Annotated in this window: 17 protein-coding genes; 6 read left to right on the top strand and 11 right to left on the bottom strand. The window is 40.2% G+C overall.

What is annotated here, in order from left to right; all coding sequences use genetic code 11:
• Positions 1 to 4 precede the first annotated feature (4 nt).
• The 9 genes from BQ5338_RS03700 to BQ5338_RS03660 all read right to left on the bottom strand — a co-directional run bounded on the left by BQ5338_RS03700 (position 5) and on the right by BQ5338_RS03660 (position 12,409).
• The gene (locus tag BQ5338_RS03700; RefSeq protein WP_078063384.1) at positions 5 to 2,449 is read right to left on the bottom strand and encodes an outer membrane beta-barrel protein; all 2,445 of its coding nucleotides are present in this window, start codon (positions 2,447 to 2,449) and stop codon (positions 5 to 7) included.
• 163 nt (positions 2,450 to 2,612) lie between these two features.
• Entirely contained in the window at positions 2,613 to 3,089 is a 477-nt protein-coding gene (locus BQ5338_RS03695) for a Dps family protein (RefSeq protein WP_071145445.1), read from the bottom strand.
• Positions 3,090 to 3,127: 38 nt separating this feature from the next.
• Positions 3,128 to 3,829 (bottom strand): peroxiredoxin, encoded by a 702-nt coding sequence (locus BQ5338_RS03690; protein ID WP_071145444.1) that lies wholly within the window; start codon positions 3,827 to 3,829, stop codon positions 3,128 to 3,130.
• A gap of 150 nt (positions 3,830 to 3,979) precedes the next feature.
• The gene (locus BQ5338_RS03685; protein ID WP_071145443.1) at positions 3,980 to 5,491 is read right to left on the bottom strand and encodes a DUF6850 family outer membrane beta-barrel protein; all 1,512 of its coding nucleotides are present in this window, start codon (positions 5,489 to 5,491) and stop codon (positions 3,980 to 3,982) included.
• 21 nt (positions 5,492 to 5,512) lie between these two features.
• Entirely contained in the window at positions 5,513 to 6,724 is a 1,212-nt protein-coding gene (locus BQ5338_RS03680) for a DUF4876 domain-containing protein (RefSeq protein ID WP_071145442.1), read from the bottom strand.
• Between the two features lie 33 nt (positions 6,725 to 6,757).
• Entirely contained in the window at positions 6,758 to 9,538 is a 2,781-nt protein-coding gene (locus tag BQ5338_RS03675) for a TonB-dependent receptor (RefSeq protein WP_071145441.1), read from the bottom strand.
• A gap of 7 nt (positions 9,539 to 9,545) precedes the next feature.
• Complete coding sequence (locus BQ5338_RS03670; protein ID WP_071145440.1) at positions 9,546 to 10,793, bottom strand: DUF4857 domain-containing protein; 1,248 nt, start codon at positions 10,791 to 10,793, stop codon at positions 9,546 to 9,548.
• Between the two features lie 31 nt (positions 10,794 to 10,824).
• Complete coding sequence (locus BQ5338_RS03665) at positions 10,825 to 11,493, bottom strand: hypothetical protein (RefSeq protein WP_071145439.1); 669 nt, start codon at positions 11,491 to 11,493, stop codon at positions 10,825 to 10,827.
• Positions 11,494 to 11,530: 37 nt separating this feature from the next.
• Positions 11,531 to 12,409, bottom strand: coding sequence for an ABC transporter ATP-binding protein (locus tag BQ5338_RS03660; RefSeq protein WP_071145864.1), 879 nt, complete (start codon positions 12,407 to 12,409; stop codon positions 11,531 to 11,533).
• A gap of 355 nt (positions 12,410 to 12,764) precedes the next feature.
• On the opposite strand from BQ5338_RS03660, the gene BQ5338_RS03655 reads away from it, so the two are divergent.
• Both BQ5338_RS03655 and BQ5338_RS03650 read left to right on the top strand, forming a co-directional pair.
• Positions 12,765 to 13,565: a hypothetical protein gene (locus BQ5338_RS03655; protein WP_205409928.1), complete on the top strand. Its 801-nt coding sequence runs from the start codon at positions 12,765 to 12,767 to the stop codon at positions 13,563 to 13,565.
• 67 nt (positions 13,566 to 13,632) lie between these two features.
• Complete coding sequence (locus tag BQ5338_RS03650) at positions 13,633 to 14,268, top strand: Vat family streptogramin A O-acetyltransferase (RefSeq protein WP_071145437.1); 636 nt, start codon at positions 13,633 to 13,635, stop codon at positions 14,266 to 14,268.
• 32 nt (positions 14,269 to 14,300) lie between these two features.
• On the opposite strand, the gene BQ5338_RS03645 is transcribed toward BQ5338_RS03650, so the two are convergent.
• A complete protein-coding gene (locus BQ5338_RS03645; protein ID WP_071145436.1) occupies positions 14,301 to 15,116 on the bottom strand; it encodes a peroxiredoxin family protein in 816 nt (271 codons plus the stop codon).
• Positions 15,117 to 15,646: 530 nt separating this feature from the next.
• On the opposite strand from BQ5338_RS03645, the gene BQ5338_RS03640 reads away from it, so the two are divergent.
• The 4 genes from BQ5338_RS03640 to BQ5338_RS03625 are packed head-to-tail and all read left to right on the top strand — an operon-like array spanning position 15,647 to position 18,468.
• On the top strand, positions 15,647 to 16,087 hold the full coding sequence (locus tag BQ5338_RS03640; RefSeq protein ID WP_078063383.1) for a thioredoxin family protein: 441 nt from the start codon (positions 15,647 to 15,649) through the stop codon (positions 16,085 to 16,087).
• Between the two features lie 6 nt (positions 16,088 to 16,093).
• Positions 16,094 to 17,020, top strand: a complete 927-nt coding sequence (locus tag BQ5338_RS03635; RefSeq protein ID WP_071145435.1) for an FAD:protein FMN transferase — start codon at positions 16,094 to 16,096, stop codon at positions 17,018 to 17,020.
• Positions 17,017 to 17,238, top strand: a complete 222-nt coding sequence (locus BQ5338_RS03630) for a DUF4266 domain-containing protein (protein ID WP_235816368.1) — start codon at positions 17,017 to 17,019, stop codon at positions 17,236 to 17,238. The genes BQ5338_RS03635 and BQ5338_RS03630 overlap by 4 nt, the downstream gene beginning before the upstream one ends.
• Before the next feature lie 15 nt (positions 17,239 to 17,253).
• The gene (locus BQ5338_RS03625; protein ID WP_071145434.1) at positions 17,254 to 18,468 is read left to right on the top strand and encodes a DUF3570 domain-containing protein; all 1,215 of its coding nucleotides are present in this window, start codon (positions 17,254 to 17,256) and stop codon (positions 18,466 to 18,468) included.
• A 145-nt stretch (positions 18,469 to 18,613) separates the two neighbouring features.
• Here BQ5338_RS03625 and BQ5338_RS03620 read toward each other — a convergent pair whose 3' ends face one another.
• Positions 18,614 to 19,774, bottom strand: a complete 1,161-nt coding sequence (locus BQ5338_RS03620; protein ID WP_071145433.1) for a M24 family metallopeptidase — start codon at positions 19,772 to 19,774, stop codon at positions 18,614 to 18,616.
• Between the last annotated feature and the right edge of the window lie 59 nt (positions 19,775 to 19,833).

Genomic DNA, 19,833 nt, shown 5'->3' with positions numbered 1-19,833 from the left:
TCTGTTATTTCTGCAAATTTATTCTTTTACTCTCAATAATCTCACTTTTTGCGTGTGAATCTTTAACTTCTCCTCCTTGGTGGAACTTATAAGAAAAGCTGATACCAACCAAGGCTTGTTTTCTCTCTTTATACCACGCTTCCTTCTTAACACTGGTAAGATTGATATGTATGTAGCGGGAAGATAGGGCATCGTCAACAAACAAACGCAAAGAACCTTTGTTGCCAAATAAGCTTTTTGATACACCAACGGAAACAGACCAGAGCGATTTTATCGTAGCTTGCCCCATTGGGGTTTTCCCATTCCAGTACCCACTGGCTTCTGCATTCCACCCATGAGTTAGTCTAAATTGGTTGCCACAATAAATCATTGGAGTAACCATCTTGTTGCGTTGCTTTTCATCGTTCGTGATCCATGCATATTTTTTGTAGGTACATGTTGCGGTGGAGTTTAGTGTCCACCACTCTAATGGGTGCAGATTGATCGCAGTCAGTCTGGTGCCATAAGCATAGTCGGACGAAAGATTCAAAGGATATACCCAAGCGCGGTTTTCATCGTCAATTCTGTAACTTTTGCTGATAGGGTGTTGCGTATATGTGCCAAAGAGTACCATGCGGTATTGCTTTTTTAGCATTAGGGCCACCTCAATATTTTGAATTAACTCAGGCTTTAAATGAACGTTTCCCTGTTCATATAGATATTTGTCGTTTATGCTCATAAAGGGGTTCATATCTTGATAGTTAGGGCGTACTATGCGACTGCCATAGATGAGAGCCAGACTATAATCGCTCTTCCACCGATGTTCTAGCTTCATGAATGGGAAAAGTTGAGTATATCTTGTGCGAAAGGTTGAGTCATTCTTAGATGCGTCTTCTCTCAGTTTGCCGTTTATGCGAGTATGTTCCACTCGCAAGCCCAATTCAAAATGGGATGCTTTTCCAATCTGTCCCTGCAACTGAGAATATCCGGCATAGACATCTTCGTTATAAATGAAGCGGTTGCTCATGCTTAAGTCAGGTGCCCAGATGCCGCTTTTCATGTTTTCATATTGAGTGATGTTGTCAATTTCCACCCATGCGGTTTTGGCACCTGCGCTGAACTGAAGTTTGTCCGTAAGTGGCATTTCAATGTTTGTCTGTAATGAATATATATGTATGTTGGCTTTCAGTCTTCCGCTTAGTGTGTCGGCTAGTGCATCTTCTTCGGTGGTGTAGGAATGGAATATGCTTTGTTGGGCTTGCTTATTTGACGAATTGTAAGTTTGGAAATCAAAGAAGGTATTCCATTCTAGTTTCTTTGCTGATTTATAGGTTGCGTTCATTCCCCCTTGCTGATTGCTTTGACTTAATCTGTTTCTGTTCCACGTTGTGAGAGTAGAGTCGGCCTGAGGACGTGCTGACAGGAAAGTAGATGCCATTCTCTCTTTTCTGAGTTGATTGTTCCAGCTCTTGCTGCTATATGCGCCAACAGACAAACGGGGAGATAGATCGTAATCAACTCCGATTTTAAAAGATTGGTATTTATAGTCATAGGTTCGATGCGCCAATTGATTTAAGTATACGGGTGTGAGGGTTGCCTGCTCATAATCGGTATGGTCTCTGAAAATGACTGTGGGGTTAATCTCTATTCCCTGATAATAAGCATAGTTCGCGGAGAGATTGAGCTTGTTCTTACGTACCTGAAGTGCAAAGCCTCCATTTCCTCTGCCATAGTTGCTTAGCTGCTGATACCCTGTATTGATAGAAGCAAGTATTCCCTGAACACTATTTTTACTCATTTCAATCTTTATCAATCCACTTTTCCCTGAGGCATCGTATTGTGCTGATGGGGTGCTGACAAGCTCTATTTTACCTATTGATGAGGCTGGGATGGTTTGCAAATATCCTACCAGACTAGTCCCCGTCAGGTAGGTGAGCTTACCGTTAATCATGACCGTTGCCCCCGTCTGTCCGTTGAGTAAGATGGTGCCGTCTTGTCTGACTTGCACACCCGGCAGCCTTTTCAAGGCGTCAAACAAAGTTCCTTGCGAACCCATAACCGACGATGAAAGGTTGACCACAGTAGTCGAAGAAGTTAGTTCCATTTCCGGCTTTTGTGCTGTTACCGTTACTCCGGATAAGAGGTAGCTATCTTCACTGAGCGTAACATCACCTATCTGTTTTTTGCTTCCATGCGCCAATGAGAAAGTTATGGAATGTTTCTGATATCCGATAGAAGAGAACTGAAGGATGAGTTTACCCGAAGTTACTACAGGTAAAGAAAACCGGCCTGTGGCATCGGTGATTCCTCCGGTGATGTAAGTGGAATCTTTAGCCTGTAGAATAACGGTATTAATCCCTTCTAACGGACTGTTTTGTTTATCAAGAACTCTTCCGCTCACCGTTTGTGCGGACAGCGGAAACAGGATTGCCAGATTTGTGCAAATGCACATCATCATTCTATTTATCATATTGCTTTATATTTTAGTGCAACAAAAATAACGATGCTGTAAGATTTGCCGAAATTATGAGGACGGTTGGGCGGAAACGCTTGACGAATGGCATTAATTGAAGAAAGTCTGACACTCTTATTGACGAATGCCAGACTTTCTTCTTTATGTAGTAAAGAGGAGCTTATTTGCTATTGTAGGCAGTAAGCATCCAAACCATCTTTTCTTGTTCTTTCAGGAAATCACTCATCAAGGCAACAGTCACCTCATCGTTCGCTTTTGACGCAAGTGTCAGCAGTTTCCTTTCTTCTTTTATTAAATAAGAGTAAGTCTTGAGAATATTACTCAGTGCTTCGTCTGCGTTGCTAACTCTGTCTACTTCCTCTATTTTGGCGACTTTCAGGTACTCACTAAATTTATTGGAGGGAGTATCACCTAGCATTAGAATACGTTCGGCCAATTCATCTGCTTTTTCAGCGGCATCGTTATACATTTCTTCAAATTTACTGTGCAAAACAAAGAAACCTTGTCCTTTGATGTTCCAGTGGAAACCACGAAGATTGGTATAATAAACTTGGAAGTCGGCCAGCAATTGTTGCAATGAAGCCACTACACTATTTACTTCTTTCTCGTTCAAATTAATTTGTTTTAATGTTTTCATAATTATTATTTTTTGTTCTATTTAAAAATGCTTTGTCTTTATTCGCTTAATTTGCTTTCAACATCCTCTTTGGATAACTTTCGAGTACAAAAGAACCAATCATAACAAGTTAGCTCACCTGTATTATCCTCCATTCTTTCTTTTGCTACTCCGCAAGAACCGGCTGTTGGAACAATCACCTCATCGCCCGGTTGCCAGTCGGCAGGCAATGCAACGCCAAAGTTATCAACTGTTCTCAAACCAATGAGAATACGTTTAATTTCATCAAAATTGCGTCCTAAAGACAGCGGATAATACAAGATAGTACGAATGACTCCCTTTGGATCAATAAAGAAAACCGCACGAACAGCCTGAGTCTTACTTTCTCCGGGCTGCACCATACCATATAGCTTGGCTACATTCATAGAGACATCCTCTATTAAGGGGAACTTAATTTCGATATTCTTCATCCCTTTGTAGTCTATTTTATCCTTTATAGTTCGCAGCCAAGCAATATGGCTATACAAACCATCAATTGATAATCCAACAAGTTGACAATTCAAAGCTTCATACTCTGCTGCCATTTTTCCGAAAGCCATAAATTCAGTTGTACAAACAGGTGTAAAGTCGGCTGGATGACTAAACAGAATAACCCATTTACCTTTAAAATCCCCAGGGAAATTAATTTTTCCTTGTGTTGTTACTGCTTCAAATTCAGGAGCAAGTTCGCCAATTCTTGGCATTACATTCATTTCTTCCATAAATTCTTTTTTTTATATAGCTGGTAATAAAATATAAACAAAGATACGAGTGTAATGTTGATGATCCAACAGTTTAATTCTATCGGTCGATAGAGATTATAAATTCAAACGTCGTATGATTGATTCTCAATAGAGAAAAAAGCCTTTCTATTAGAAAGCAATGCCTGCGGACACGCTCAACGTGCTATGATAAAAATCAGTAGAGTAGGAGACATAGTCTCCTACTGTTTTGAAATAAAGAGTTTTGTTACCTGATAGTAGATAATCGGCTCGTAGTGATAGATTAAAGGAAACATAGTTTTCTGATAGATAATCGTAATTGCAGTGTAGAACCTTGCTCACATAACTTTCTTCCGGCACATTCGTAAGAATCAATGTGCTTTTCATGTTCCGATTGTTGGACATGCTTAATGACGAATGTAGCATGATTTTCTGGAAAGAAGATGATATGAGGATCTGTAACCCTTCTGAAAGTGTTGATATATTCATCTTTTGGAGAGGGTCTTTGTATTGTTCTTTAGATTGCTTCATGGAGACAAAAGGGAGTATGTACCAATTTGTTCCATTAGGGCGCTCTCCTCTTCCATATAGTAGTGACAGCTTTGCATCGGTTACTTTGTGTGAATATAGTTCTGCTGAAGCAATTTTCTCATAAACATTTGTTTGAGGTATATGAAATCGGTTTTCAGTACCCGTTCTTTCTTTATAACTGAGTTGAAATCTTGCTCCCCATCTTTTGTTCCATCGGTATGCAATGCCGGCTTTGTATGTGTTTTCATTGATCTCAGATATTGGCAGATAGAGCAGATCGTTTAGTTGCTTTTCGTACATAAAGCGATCATAGGCTAGATCAATAGTAACTCCATATCCCTTAACCGGAATTAGTTGCAGATTTGCACCATAGCCATTACCATCATACAATGTTCTGTAGGCATCTGACTTGCCGGCAAAGAGATACATGTCAGAACCTAATCCTGTGGAATGGTAAACGGTAGCAACACCTATCGTACTGCGAAAACGTATTGTGTTATCTTGTTTGTATTTCCGTAAGAAAAAGCCGGTGCCAAGTGCGTATTTCGTATTTAATTTATAGGTAAATCCACCTCTAAAGTAGAGGTCGGAAGCTGTATTGTTCGGTCTCGGATCTTTTGTTCTGTATTCTTTTAAGGCTCTGTAGTTTACTTGTAACCCCCATGTTATATTATCCAGCTTTCGGGCATATCCTCCGGCAAAAGCGTACTCCTCCGACTTGAGATTATTACCGCCTACTGTATCGCACATCACATAAGGATATACTATTTGATAATCAGCGCTTTCGTTCCACTTCACATTATCTTTCGTCCCATTTCTATAGCTGGCATTACCCCATATCATTCCTTTTCCCATGGACTGAAAGGTTTTGGCGATAATGCCAAGCTCTTGCTTTTGCGTACCTTCCTGCAATAGAATAGCTTTGCCATTGCTTCGTCTGAAATTTGTTTCCAATTCTGTGTATTCGGGGTGTGACAGATAGGATTTTGTCGCAGGATTATGCTCTATGAAATCGATGTAGTGTATCACGGGAGACAGTTGGTCTTTGATCTGCACAGTTATCGTGTCTCCGGCATAAGCAGGAGAGAATAGGCATAATAAATAGGATGCAAGAGCGAAACGAAAGCGCATATATTCTTGGTTTTTTTTGAACTATTTTTTCAATGAGATAACTGTTTCAGCGTTGAAGTCCAAGGTTGAGTTGTTCGTATCTTGTAGAATTTTACGTCCTTCCATCTCACCGGCAATCTTGCGTTGTACACTTTTTCCATATCTTGTAGGATCAGCGTCTATCTTGCCACAGTATGTCCATCCCATGTCTAACGACGGAGCAGTCACTATCCACTGAAAGTCCGATGCTACACTTAGATTAACTGCGTCTTGTATCCATGTATTTGGTACCTTATAGTAATCGTCACTTTCGTCGAATGAATAATCTTCGAAAGTAAACTTCCAGGTACATGTGTACACATAATCTTTCAGGTATGTTTCAGATTCGACCTCCATTTTTCCCAAGACATAACTTCTAAATCCTCTATTATGCATAACCATATTGCCCACGATGTTGAGCATATTCGGTACTTCAGGATTATCTGTATCATCCATGTCTATACCGTTAGCTATCTCAAAATCGGCTTTGCTTAAATCGATAGAGTTAGAATTGATTTCTTTATAATCAACCGCACTATTTGCTATGATAAAAGATTTCCCAGGTTCTATAGGGTGTTCCTTGCCTGATCCAGGAACAGTAATCATAGAACTAACAGTGAAAGCGGTGTTCATAATATCGGGAGTATAAGTTTGTTTTTCAACAGTCATAAACTCTGAATCTGAAATGAATAAACCATCGGCATATAGCGTTTGGTCTGAATTATTGTATATTACAAAATATTGATCAGAGGTCTGTTTTCCTTCAGGGGTGAGTGAGCCGGTATAAAAAATTTCTTTGAAGACAAAACCTGAAGTCGAAGGAGAGTAAATGAAGGAAGCTAAATTCATATTGAGCACTATGCCTGTTGCCACGATGGATTCTTTATAACCTCTTATTGGTTTTGTTTGTGTTTCTCCATCTACCGTATACTGTGCGTTGCCTTCTACTGTAACATTATAGGTGCCTTCATTTACGGTAGCACTCAATACATTTCCACTTATCGTTGCATTGTTTACTGTTGTTACTTTCCCGGTATTGGTTTCTTTCAGTAGTAAACTAATATCTGAGAGCGAAGTGTACGTTATACCGTCAGGAGAGGTTAGGGTCACTTTGAGATTGGTTGTCTTCACTGTGTCGTCGTTGTCGCTACATGAGTTCAACAAAACGGCAGATAAACAAAATAAGGTGCAAATAGCAAATAATTTAATTTTCATCTTTATATGATTCTTTAATTTAATAATAATGGTTTATAATTTGAAGGTTAATTCAGTGCCAAAATAGGGTGATACATTTCGTCTGATGGTTACACCGTTTGATACATAGTCGGGGTGATAATCCAGTAATTTGTTTACAAATAGGGATACCCTGAATAGTTCTTTGAATGTTTTAGACATCTTAAGGTTGATATTCATCCCAAATGGTACCTTTTGGGTTTGAAAGGCGGTAGGACTTACTGCGATGTTGAGCCATTGAAGTCTGGCGTCATTCATTTCTATCTCTGTATAAGGATGAGTTTCTCCTTTCAGATCAACATAAGCCAGCGGCGTTCCGCTATACTGTTTCGTCTTGCTTGTTGAGAACCACACACACTGGAGAGATGTGGAAAATTCAAAACTAATAATCGGAATGTAGGTGTCGAACATGAAATTAGTGTTGAATCGTTGCTTTTCGTATCCTCCGGTTGATTCGTAGATGCCTATTTCTTGTATTGCTTTACCGTTAAGTACCTGGCTTGAGGCTCTATAAATAGGTATGCTGTTATCATAGTTCGTCTTGAACCAAGCCCCTGTAATGGTGAGTCTTGTCTTTAGTGCTTCGATGCGTTTGGAGGAGAAAGTGAATTCTACTCCTTCTTTCAAAGTGGCACTTCCATTGGTTGATGCACTGAATAAGGATAGGATAGTGTCATTGGTATAGGGGATATTGGCAAGATCGGGAGGGGCGGTTAACGTTTTTGAGTTAATGGCGGACGAATCATATCTCTTATATACTTGTGTCTGTGTGCATTGCTTTTGTGTTCGAAATCCGTTGGTCATTGACTCACGAAAGTAGGTGACGGAAAGGTTATTATTGTCGTAAGATGCATTTAAACGGACTTCCCATTTTCTGTTGCGGGCAGGTTCTAAATCGTAATTGATGACCTTGTTTTTATAGGTCATTAAATTGATTCTTCGGTAATCGGGGTTGTTGTGGTAATAATTCAATTGAACAATGTCATTGTAGACAAAGTCTGGATACAACTGATTGAGAGTGGGAGTCTTGCTTTGCCAGCCTATTCCTGCCGACAGAGATACTGTTAGAGGCTTTTTATTAATATTGAATATGGGGAATGTCCATTCGGTATTTATCCTCGGGTCAATATAGACTTTTCCGTTCATGGCGTATTCTGCGCCAAGGTTTAATACACTCATGCCTCTTACTCCTGCACTTACTTGTAGTTGGTTGCGACCTAAAGGCACACTGACTGCATCTTCGGCAAAGAATGACCATTCCTGGTTGGCGGGTATGTCCGAATAACGTCGCGGACGGGTAGACATGTCGGATGATGGGGGGCGGGTTACGTCATAGACTTGTCCTTTTCCGAAATTCTTGTCGTATGTCCACTCTAACCCTGTGAGGAGATTGTGGACAATGTTAAGCGTTGTGAAGTTTGATGTTGTCGAGCCTTGTGCAAAAAGGGAGAGTGGCTTACCGTCCACGATCAATTCAGACACCCAGTTTGCCGGCAGGTAGATCCCGTCTGATTCTCCTTGTTCTGTCGTGTTTGGGATAGCCGTAGGAGCCGTTATTTGCACAAACTTATGCTGTTCTATTTTGTCTAATTCATAGGATGTAGCAGTGATAAGCTCTACTTTCTTTAAAAAAGCCGGCTTGTTGAAAATCCACAAAAGATTGTTGCTTAATGCAAATCGATTGTAACTTGATTTGTAACTATCGGTAGGCGTATATCCTGTGTCCGGATCGGTTTTGACGTCATCTAGCGTGTGCTCATAGTCCAGAGTTATATTCCATTGTAGCTCCGAGTCATTTTTGTGCAGCCATTTGCGATTGAGTCGCATAGAGGTGTTTATACGCTGATAGCCTTCAAATTTATCTGTGGGGTCGGCTCTCGCATCAAGAAAATCGAGCCCAAGATTTAGGCTTGTTCTTTCGCAAATGTCTAAGCCTTTACTGATGGCCAATAATTTACTGTCAGAGTCTACTTTGAATCGTCCTTCCAACTTGCCGGCTCCTTTTTTTCGTTCTATCTTCACTAATCCACTGGTCAGATTGCCATATTTTGCAGAAGGGATGCCGCGTATAAATTCGACACGCTCAATTTGGTCGGTAGATAGTGAGCGCATATCTATTCCTTTGTTTGTTGTACTTCTACTCGCATCGGCATATCCACCTCCGTTTATAGACATTTCGGGGCCAGACGTATATTGCATGTTGGCATCGGTAGATATGGGAACTCCATCCATTAGAAAAGAGGTGCCAAGTGAAGATGTTTTGTAGTCATTGCTATTGACGCTAACCCCTCTCATATCAATCGAATTTGCAGATGTGAGAGATGGATCTACTGCATATCCTCCAGGCAATAATTCGAGTAAATCGCTGAAACTGGATGGCTGTAAGTGCTCCATGGCCTTTCGGTCGATGATGGAAGAACTGGTCATTCCTTTTGATTCGGATGCTGTGACAACCACCTCATCCAAACTGTTGAGAGTGGATTTCATTAAAACGGTCAAGGATAGATTCCCATTCAAGATAATTTCCTTCATGTATTTTTCGTATCCTAAATAAGATACCGTCAGTTGGTATTTGTCGTGGGCAATGCCTTGCATATTTACTTTCCCGTCTTCGTCACTTATTGCACTGTATTTTTTGTCGTTTCCGGACAGATAGATCAGTGCATATTCGAGTGGCGTTTTCTGTTTGCTATCAATGATTCTAATAGAAACAGTGTATCCTCCACTCTTGGTATTGCTTGCTTGTAGCGATCCAAAGCATAAGAAAGTGATGAAGATGAGTGATAGTCGGTTCATGCTATTTCTAGGATTTATTTGCTTTCTTCTTTATAAAATCCGGTAAGATAGATAATGCTATAAGTCCTACGATACCGGTCAACAAAACATACGTCGAATAGAATGCTCGCTTACTTTTGGTATTAGGAATGAAGAATGCCACGAGCAGTGCCAAAATTAGATTTAAGAAGAAAACATAGTATCCGGTGAAACGAGCAACAGGTGCAATGTACTTTGTTGTATTGCTCTCAAAGTCCAGATATACAGGAAATAGCCATTTACTAGCGATCTCCCATTTTCCGATGCTACCTATCACTTCATGCGCCGCTACACGTTTCAACGGTCCGGTCTCCAAAGCGTAGTATGACTGTTTGTCTTGTCGTGTAACTGTTACAGTCCAATAGAGAAGATTGCCCATAACCAACATTTCGTCATGTTTGATGTCTATGGTATCAATATCTAGTTTGAGTGGCTTATATTTCTCTTTGTCAGCTTCGATTATATAAACAAATCCTTGTTGATCAAACAGAAAACCCGAAAATCGTTTATCGGCCATCTCCACCATCACAAAGCGTTCGATCTTCATCTTCTCTCCTATGTGGGTGTTACGCACAAAAGGATGCCCATTAACCATTTTTATGTGATACAATTCCCCTTTTGCATCAAGAGAAAAGTAACCTTGGTCGTATGGCTTCATTGGATTCATATTACCTGAAATCCACTGTGGGGGAAATGCATATCCTGCTTTATCTATCGCTTGTTGAAAGGAATAGCTCTTTTCGGATTTTACTTTATTCGATTTAATATCAATGAACTCTATTCTATCTGTAAAGCGAAAAACGTCTGTGGGAGTATCTCCGTTTATCCTTTTGGGCGCTGACTCATACATAATGTATAGTCCGCTTTCGGGTGTGTATATTTTATCAGGACTGTATCGGTAGACTACGTTTTTTGCCTGTAGGATAGGCGCCGAGACCTCATGTCCGTTTATCGAGTCTGGGAGTCGTCCATCAAGGATGAGTTGACGGTAGTTGAGCAGAGGTAATAGCGAGTCGAATTGGGTTTGGGTATACACATTGCCGGCTCTGTCATGCATGAGAGCATCTGTATTTTGATACTCTACAAAGCAAAAATCTTTCAAGATAGAACTGTAGTATACGAATGGATAATCATCAGCATCTTCGGTCATCATCTTCACGAGAGCTGGAATAGTGTAGAAGCCCATGGCTGTTACAAGCAGCAAAATTAAGGTATATATTTTTGATTTTTGTTTCATCGTTCTTTGTTATTAATGTGTTGGTCTTACTTTACTGTGCGCCTTCTTTAAACCGTTCGGCGGAATAAAAAGGGAAAGAGATGCAGAGAATAACCAATGCTATGGCATACAGAATAAAGGGAAAATAACTACCTTGTTTTCCGTCAATATAAAATAAGGAAAGGAGAGTGATGGATATTAATGAATTGAACGTACGCTGTTTCCATGTGGGTTCTAAGCAGATCCATGAGAAAAGCAGGTAGGCCATAAACCCACCCACGAACCAAGGGAGAGATGCCCATAAGTTGAGCATCACGATTTCTTGTGCGAAGTAATAGCGCAAGCCGACCAAGAAAATGAGGCAGGAAGCAGTAAATAGGCTGATAAGTACTGTACTGCCATAAGCCAAAAGCGATAGCATAATTTGATTCTCACCTCTAGGTAAATGTAAGGTTAGTTTCAATCTTTTATCCGTCATTTCCGGGATATATTGTGACAGAGCCATCAGCAGACCGGCTAACAGAGGGAGGTATTCTATCTCTGAAATCATTATGATATCTTTTAATAGTATACTGTTCCATGTTTCTACTGCACCATAAATTCTTAACATTTGAGCTAAGCGAATAAAGCTATATGTGATGCATCCTCCGAATAGGAAGATTAGCAGCCATACTACTTTGTTGGTTTTAATCCATTCTTTATAAAAGAGGGCTTTGATCATGATTTATTGTCTATTTATATTTTAGGTGTATTGTGTGTTAATACTTTCCGGTTAACCCGATAAAAGCGTCTTCTAGTGAAATATTGTTTACTGTAAGGTTGCTGATATTATATGGAGATAATATTTCACTCACCTTTTCTTGTGGAAGGAAAGAATAAGTCTCCCATGTGGCACCTATCTTTTCTGTATTCCATAAATCGTTATTTCTCTTTATTTCATCAGCTTTTGATGAAAATCGATACCGTTTGAAGCTTTCTAAAATATATTGGGTTGGTTTATGAAGAAGAATTCTCCCATAGTCGAGAATTAGGCAGTCGTCTATGAGCAGCTCCATATCTTGTATGATATGTGATGTTAAGAAGATTGTTTTGTCTTCGGCCGTAGAATATTCTTTGAGGTATTGCACAAACAAACGTCTGTATCCTGGATCAAGCCCCATGGAAAAGTCGTCTAGTATAAGTAGCTCCGGATTCTGGGCAAAAAGTAGGCCTAAGGCCACCTGCGAGCGTTGTCCGCACGACATGGTACTGATCTTCTGCGTCGTAGAGACCTGTGTTTTCTTTAGTAACTCATAGTAGGCATCCTTTCTCCAATTAGGGAAAAATTGGCTATAAAATTTTTCTATCTGGACAATATTGAAATAAGTATGTTGGATATGTCCTTCGAGCAATAAACCGATACGGCTTTTGGTTTGAGGTGAGATGTGTCTCATCTCTTCACCAAACAAGCGGCAATAACCGGAACTTGGATTGAGATAACCGTTTAGTATATTGATAATAGTAGTTTTGCCTGTTCCATTCTTCCCAAGAAGACCTAATATTTTTCCTTTTTCTACTTCAAAAGTCAGGTTTTCATAAATAAGCCTAGTGCCATAATAATGCGTTATTTTATCGCATTCAATAATTACATCTTTCATTTTTTTTGCCTCTTTTTCCATGTTTCATTTCGCAAGGAATCATTTGTGATTTTTAGTGTTAATTAATCTGATGCAAAGTTCGCTAATAAACAAGGTGGCTACAATACCCACATGTTATCATTATTGACGAGGCAATATACCGAGAGTAGGGTATTGTTCTTCTGTGTGAAAAAGCGTAGCTCTTCTTTTCTTTGCTTTCTATTTCATATAAAGTTGCTGAACAAATATTATCCCTTTCTCGTTAAAATCAAAGTGAATCTTATGCTCAGAGTTGAATGGATAGTACTCGATTGATTCTCTGGCTGAGAAAACAGATCACAAGTAATAATTTTCGTCTTTTTTAAAAATAGAGATTATGTTTAAGCAATTAGTCGTTATCGTCTCTCTTCTTGCCAGTGGCACATTGGCTTTTGCCCAGTCTGAACCGGCTTATAAGAAAGGGACTTTCTATGCCTTCTGGGGTTGGAACAGGGGTGCGTATACAAATTCGGACATTCATTATAAAGGGAATGATTATAACTTCACTCTGCGTGATGTGAAGGCGTCCGATAAACAATCATCGTTTAGTTATCATAACTATTTCCAATTGGATAGAATAACGATTCCACAAACAAACTTCAGGTTGGGTTATTTTATTAAAGATAATGTTGCCATCACTATTGGAGTGGATCACATGAAGTATGTGATGAACCAGAATCAGACGGTAGACATAGACGGCAAGGTGCGTCCTGCCTTTGAAAACAGGATCAACGATGGCTCTATAAAGCTTACTGAAGATTTCTTGATGTACGAGCACACCGATGGATTGAATTACATCAATTCGGAGATTGAGTTTTATAAGAACTATTATCACAAAGGCATTCTGAAAGTTAACGGCCTCTTGGGTGGAGGCGCAGGTTTTCTCTTGCCTAAAACGAATGCGACTCTTATGGGCGAAGAGAGGCACGATGCCTTTCATCTTTCAGGTTTCGGACTGAGTGCCAAGGCTGGGGTAGATGTTCTATTGTGGGATTTGTTTTTCCTTCGTTCTGAATTGAAAGAGGGATACATCAACATGCCAAGCATACGTACGACGAAAGATAGCTCAGACAAAGCTAGTCAGCACTTTTTCTTTGGTGAATGGACTTATACGTTTGGGTTCAGCTGGCATCTCTAAAAGGTAGCAACAACAATAGATATTTCAGTTATTAATGTGCATATTGTATAATAATAATTGTAACAAGATGACTAACGGACCAGACCCCAACAAGTTATATCCCAACGAGAATATCAAGCAAGTGTGTTATATCAAGAATGTAGTGACTAACCCTAATATTATTGTTGGAGATTACACATACTATGATGACGCAGATGGCGCAGAAGATTTCGAGAAGCACGTCACTCACCACTATCCGTTTATTGGAGATAAACTAATCATTGGAAAGTTTTGTGCCATAGCCAAAGGCATCCAATTCATTATGAACGGAGCGAATCATCAGATGAACTCGGTGACGACGTATCCGTTTGGGATCATGATGAACGGGTGGGAAAAGGCAATGCCAGCGTTGGCCGATTTGCCTTTGAAAGGAGATACGATAGTGGGCAATGATGTGTGGATTGGGCAAAACGTAACTGTAATGCCGGGCGTAACCATTGGTGATGGAGCAATTATTGCTGCTAATTCGGTGGTGACAAAGGATGTACCTTCTTATCATGTTGCAGGGGGAAACCCTGCTAGAATAGTAAAGAAGCGATTTGACGATGAATTAATCAACTATCTTCTAGGCTTGAAATGGTGGGATTGGCCTGCAGAAAAGGTTACGGCTAACTTGCCGATTCTCGTCAGTTCGGATTTAGAGTTGATTAAAACAATAGAATAAAGAAGGAGTTGGTAACACGTTCATTTATTACTTCATTCACCTTTGATAATTCCACTAATATTTTTGATGTCTAATCCTACTGATTTGAAAACCACAGTATAATCTTTGTCTATGACAAAACATGTTGGTGTTGCTTGTGTTCCGTAGATGATCTTGACAGGGCTACGATCTTGGAGGAAATCGGATACGAAAATATAATCGGATGGAAATTCTTTTCTAATCTCTTTTAGCGCTGCTAGTGATGAACATGGCCAATACACTACAACTTCGAACATTTTTCGCGAAGTTTGTCGGTAGAAGGTATCAAGGGCTTCACGACCTTCCTGCCCCATGCAGTTGAGTCCGCCATACAAGAGGAGAATTTGTTTTCCTTTTAGGGAGGAAAGAACAAAATGAGTACTATCAGAGCGTGTAGCTTCAAAGTTATAAGCAGAATCTCCTACTTCAATTTGCTTGTCTTGGATATGCTCTTTTAGACTTTTCCCATAAGGAGATTCTTGCATTTGTTGAGATAAGGAGCTTAATATGGAAGATAGCGAATCCTTAGAAAAAGAAAGGCGTACCATAAATAAACGTTGTAATCCGCTGGGAGTAGAGGCGTATTTAACTGCTGCATCTCTATTTTCCTTATCGGCTATTTTATATATCTTATCAGAGGCGATTGCCAAACTATCTTTTTTCTCAGGATATTCATGATAGAGTGTTTGGATAGCTCCCATTTGCGCTTCGTATTCTTTCCATATCGCCGAGTCTACTTTTAAGTAGTTGTCTTCGGTTATTTCTTGGGCGATGCTTGATGCTGAAGGTAGTAGCAGAAATAATAACAGGCAGAGTTTCGTCTTTTTCATAGTGTTCTAGTAATAATATGTTAACCATAAGGACAATAAAGTTCAAATATAGCCTTTTTTTGTAATAAATTACTTTCTATGATAAAAAAGATGTTCTTCTATCTCTTTTCTTTACGAATCACCCTTGTTTCGGTGATCATATAACTTCAGCGTGGTGAACTAGTTAGTTAACCGTGGTGAATTAACTACTTCACCGCGCTGATCTAGTTAGTTAACCAAATCCCTCTCACAAGGCCTGTATGGGTGTATCTGCAATCTTTACATTAGAACCTTACTCGCCTGAGACTCATGCGTTCTCTTCGTTGCTTCTATTAATGATTAGCAGGTTCAAATGTGAAAGAACCTTTAGATTTAGAATTTCTTTTAATACAACTTTCTCTCTCTGTTAATATGTGTGCTGCTTTAAAACAAAAAGCTGATAGGCTATGTTGTTTCATTATGTTACGGAAAAAGGTTCATTTCTTAAAATGGATTAAAAAACGTGGAATATTCTGATTTTATTGATGATTAAGTAATTAAGTGTTAAAATTATGATGAAGAGAATGGCAATCATGCTGGGACTTATAGTGGTGGCTATATGTGCTCAGGCCCAAGTAAGCAGTCTGGATGAAGCACAAACTTTGGCTAAAAAAGACGGCAAACTGATCTTACTTAAATTTTCGGGCTCCGACTGGTGTGCCCCGTGTATTCAATTGCAAAAAGTGATTATTGATGATCCGGCATTTACTTCATTTGCCAATCAGAAGTTACTGCTTTTGCTAGCCGACTTTCCTCGTCAAAAGAAAAATAAACTGCCTAAAGAACAACAAGAGAAAAATGATCAATTGGCCGAGAAGTACAACCCCGAAGGTGAATTCCCTTATATGGTGTTGCTGGATGCAGACGGGAAGGTACTTCATAAATGGAGTGGATTTGACAAGAAACAAACAGTGCAGGATTATGTAACGGAGATTAGCCGCTACACAAAGTAGATAAAGATGACTCTAGTAAAGGTTCAAACAAAGCTGATGGGAAACACCTTTGAGTTTTGTACGCTGAGTGAAAACGAGAAGTTGGGGCACGAGCAAATAGCTTGTGGCATAAATGAGGTGAAGCGGATTGAAAAACTGCTGACCACGTTTAGTGATGATAGTGTGACCAACGAGGTGAATGCTCAAGCGGGTATTCAGCCGGTTGCTGTGCCTCAGGAATTTTATGATCTGGTGTTCAGAGCGCAGAAGATTTCGGGACTGACGAAAGGCTATTTTGACCTCTCGTATGGCTCGTTGGATAAGGATTTTTGGAACTTTAATAAATCGTTGACGCAACTGCCGGATAAGCACAAAGCTAAGAAAGCTGTTCATCTCATTGATTACAAAAACATCATACTGGATGGAGATGCCAAAACTATTTTCCTTAAAAATAAAGGGATGCGCATTGGCTTTGGTGGCATTGGCAAAGGATATGCTGCTGATTGTGCCAAAAGGGTGATGCTAGAGGCTGGGGTGGAGAATGGCATTGTGAGTGCTGCAGGCGACCTTAATGCGTGGGGCTATCAGGAGGATGGCTCGCCGTGGACAGTGGGGATTGCTAATCCGAATCTTAAAGAGAGTTATTTTTCCACACTCAACATCACCAACAAATCGGTTGCCACATCGGGCAATTATGAGAAGTTTGTGATGATTAATAATCAATTGTATTCGCACACCATTAATCCTAAAACGGGCTATCCGATAAAGGGGATTAAGAGTGTGACGATTATCACTGTCAGTGCCGAATTAGCTGATGCGATGGCTACGCCCGTCAGCATTCTCGGAGTAACTGACGGATTAAGTCTGATTAATCAATTAAAGGGCATCGAATGCATCCTTGTGGATGATGCAAACAGGCTATATGTATCAAGTAACATTAAATTAATTAAATGATGAAGTATGTACTTTTAACGATGTGCGTGTGCTACACGCTTTTGATGATGACTTCGTGCGCAAGTGTGAAGCCATATCAGAAATCGAAACTCAATGATGCGGAGATGGTACTTTCCAGCCGAACGATTGAGAGATATGAGAATAATTTTCTGATGTATCGTGAAGGTGCGTCAGGTGGTAATGGAGGCAAAACCGGCGGCGGTTGCGGCTGTAACTAATACATTGAAAAAAGGATGAAAAAAGTAATTCTGTCAGTGGCCGCTTTTATGTTTTTCATGAATGTGGCAAAAGCGCAAACCGATAGTACGGCTTCCAGAAAACTGAAAATAGATGAGGTGGACTTTGTGACAAGTTACTATCATCAGGATGGAGATCACTCGGCTGTGACCGGCGGTGTGGGCAACGAGAGGTTGAATGATTTTGGAACTTCTATTGACCTTCAGTTGAGTCGGTTCGATAAACAGTTAAACAAACATCATTTTAATTTTGAACTTGGAATCGATGTCTACAGTTCGGCTTCGTCGGATAAGATAGATCCTAAAACGATTTCTTCAGCCTCTAGTGGGGATGTACGTGTATATCCTTCAGCTAGTTATCTTTTTGAGAACACGAAACGGAAGTATTCGATGGGTGGAGGTTTGTCATTTTCACAAGAATATGATTATACTTCTATTGGAGGAAATCTTGTGTACTCTAAAGCTACGCAGGATGGTAATCGTGAGTTTACAGCTAAAGCATCGGTTTTTCTCGATACATGGAAGATCCTTTTGCCTATGGAATTAAGGGGAAAGGATAATAATAATTTTGAATATAAGCAGGGAGATAGCGCACCGCGAAACTCGTATAACCTGGCTTTGGGGGTAACGCAAGTTGTGAACAAAGAACTACAGGTATCTCTGTTGGCGGATATTGGCTATCAAACCGGACAGTTGGGTACGGCTTATCAGCGGGTTTATTTTGACCAGACCACCGAGAATAGTGCAACTCCAAAGGTTTATTCAGAAAAATTGCCCGACCACCGCTTTAAGTTGCCTATCGGACTGCGAGCCAATTATTTCTTGACGGACCGTATCATTCTGAGGAGTTTCTATCGCTATTACACGGATAGTTGGAAACTAACTGCTCACACCGCCGAGCTGGAGGTACCTTATAAAATAACACCTTTTGTATCTATCGCTCCATATTATCGTTTTTATAGTCAGAATGGGGTAGATTATTTTAAAGCGAAAGGAGAGCATCTGTCAGCAGATAAGGAAAATTATTACACAAGTGATTATGACTTGTCAAAGTTTACCAGCAACATGTTCGGTGCTAATTTCCGTGTGATGTCTGCCAAAGGGATACTGGGCATTAAATCGCTCAATACGTTGGAACTGAGATATGGTTATTATGATCGTAACGATGGTTTGAAGTCGCACTTGGTGACTGTGGCGCTTAAGTTTAAATAAACAGGTTTGTTTGAACTGAAATAAAAAAGCGGAATGCAATTCATTGCATTCCGCTTTTTACTATAATAGGGCGATTCCATTAGATGAATCAGTTTTACGACTAAACCCTTTTAGGAGGATCTATTAATCAAATTTCTTCTCAAACTTAGAGTTCGATGATCTCTTCATTGCAGATGGTTAGTTTCTCTACCCCTTCGGCAGTTACTACCCATGAGTTTTCAATACCTACAGGGCCTACGCCTGCAAGGACAATCTTGGGCTCGAGGGCAAAAACCATTCCGGGTTCCAATTCCTGCTTAACGCGTGGTGCCAAAACAGGAGCTTCATTTATTTCAAGACCTATGCCATGGCCAATGAATTTTGCTTGTTGGTCGATTCCCATAAAGTTATCGGCAAAGTTCGCTTTAGTTACAATCTCAATAGCAGCATTATAAAGATCTTCGCATACGGCACCCGGCTTGGCCAGAGAAGCAATTTTTTCTTGTACTTCGAGACAAACCTGATGAGCAACGTAAGCTTCTTCGGTAAGTTTGCCAATAGAGAAGACACGGCTCATGTCACACATGTAGCCATTGAAATTGCCTCCTAAATCGACCATCACGCTTTGTCCTTTTTGCAACAACGTTCCGTTAAGTCCGCCCGGCAGTGAAGGATCTAACCCTTTACCTCCCAAAGCGAAATCGTAGGGAGAAGGAGTGGCGGCATTGTCACCTGTCAGTACACTACCCATAAAAATCTCCATGCTTTGTCCGAATACACGGAAAATGCCCAAGCATCCTTGCAGACGCATCAAGCGTTCTATCTCGATGGAGAATTCTTTATCGCTCATTCCTTCATGGTACACTGACGGTATTTGTTGGTAAGCTTTGGCGTGAGCATTGGCAGCACGTTGAAACATAATCTTTTCGATGTCTGTTTTTTTGCTGCGTGCCTGACGAATAATGGGTGTTCCGTTCACAATGGTTGCTTCCGGAAACATTGCTGCCAAACGCATATACTCTGTATACGGCAGTTCATCGCCTTCCAGCATCAGCGTCTGAGGAATAGGCAGGCCATTTTCTTTGAGTAAATCTATTATCTGCTCCGGTTTACGAATGGGATGAATATGTTCACCGGTGAGGTTGTTGGGGCGTTTGATGAATAGATGCGCAGGTGAATGTAGTGGAAGATACAGGTATCCACTTACAATCTGTCCGTAGGTATAGAGTAAATTTGCATTGCACGTGATGATGGCGGCATCAATATTTTGTTGCGCCATGATTGAGCGAATTTTATCGCGTCGTAACAGAAGCTCGGGTAATAACATCTCGTAGTATTTTTAGTTTGAGATGCAAATTTAAGTATTTTACGTAACAAAGAAGAGAC

Origin of the sequence: Bacteroides ihuae (genome assembly GCF_900104585.1) — a bacterium.
In the GTDB taxonomy this organism is placed as follows: Bacteria; Bacteroidota; Bacteroidia; order Bacteroidales; family Bacteroidaceae; genus Bacteroides; species Bacteroides ihuae.
This window is presented reverse-complemented; position numbering and strand designations above follow the sequence as displayed.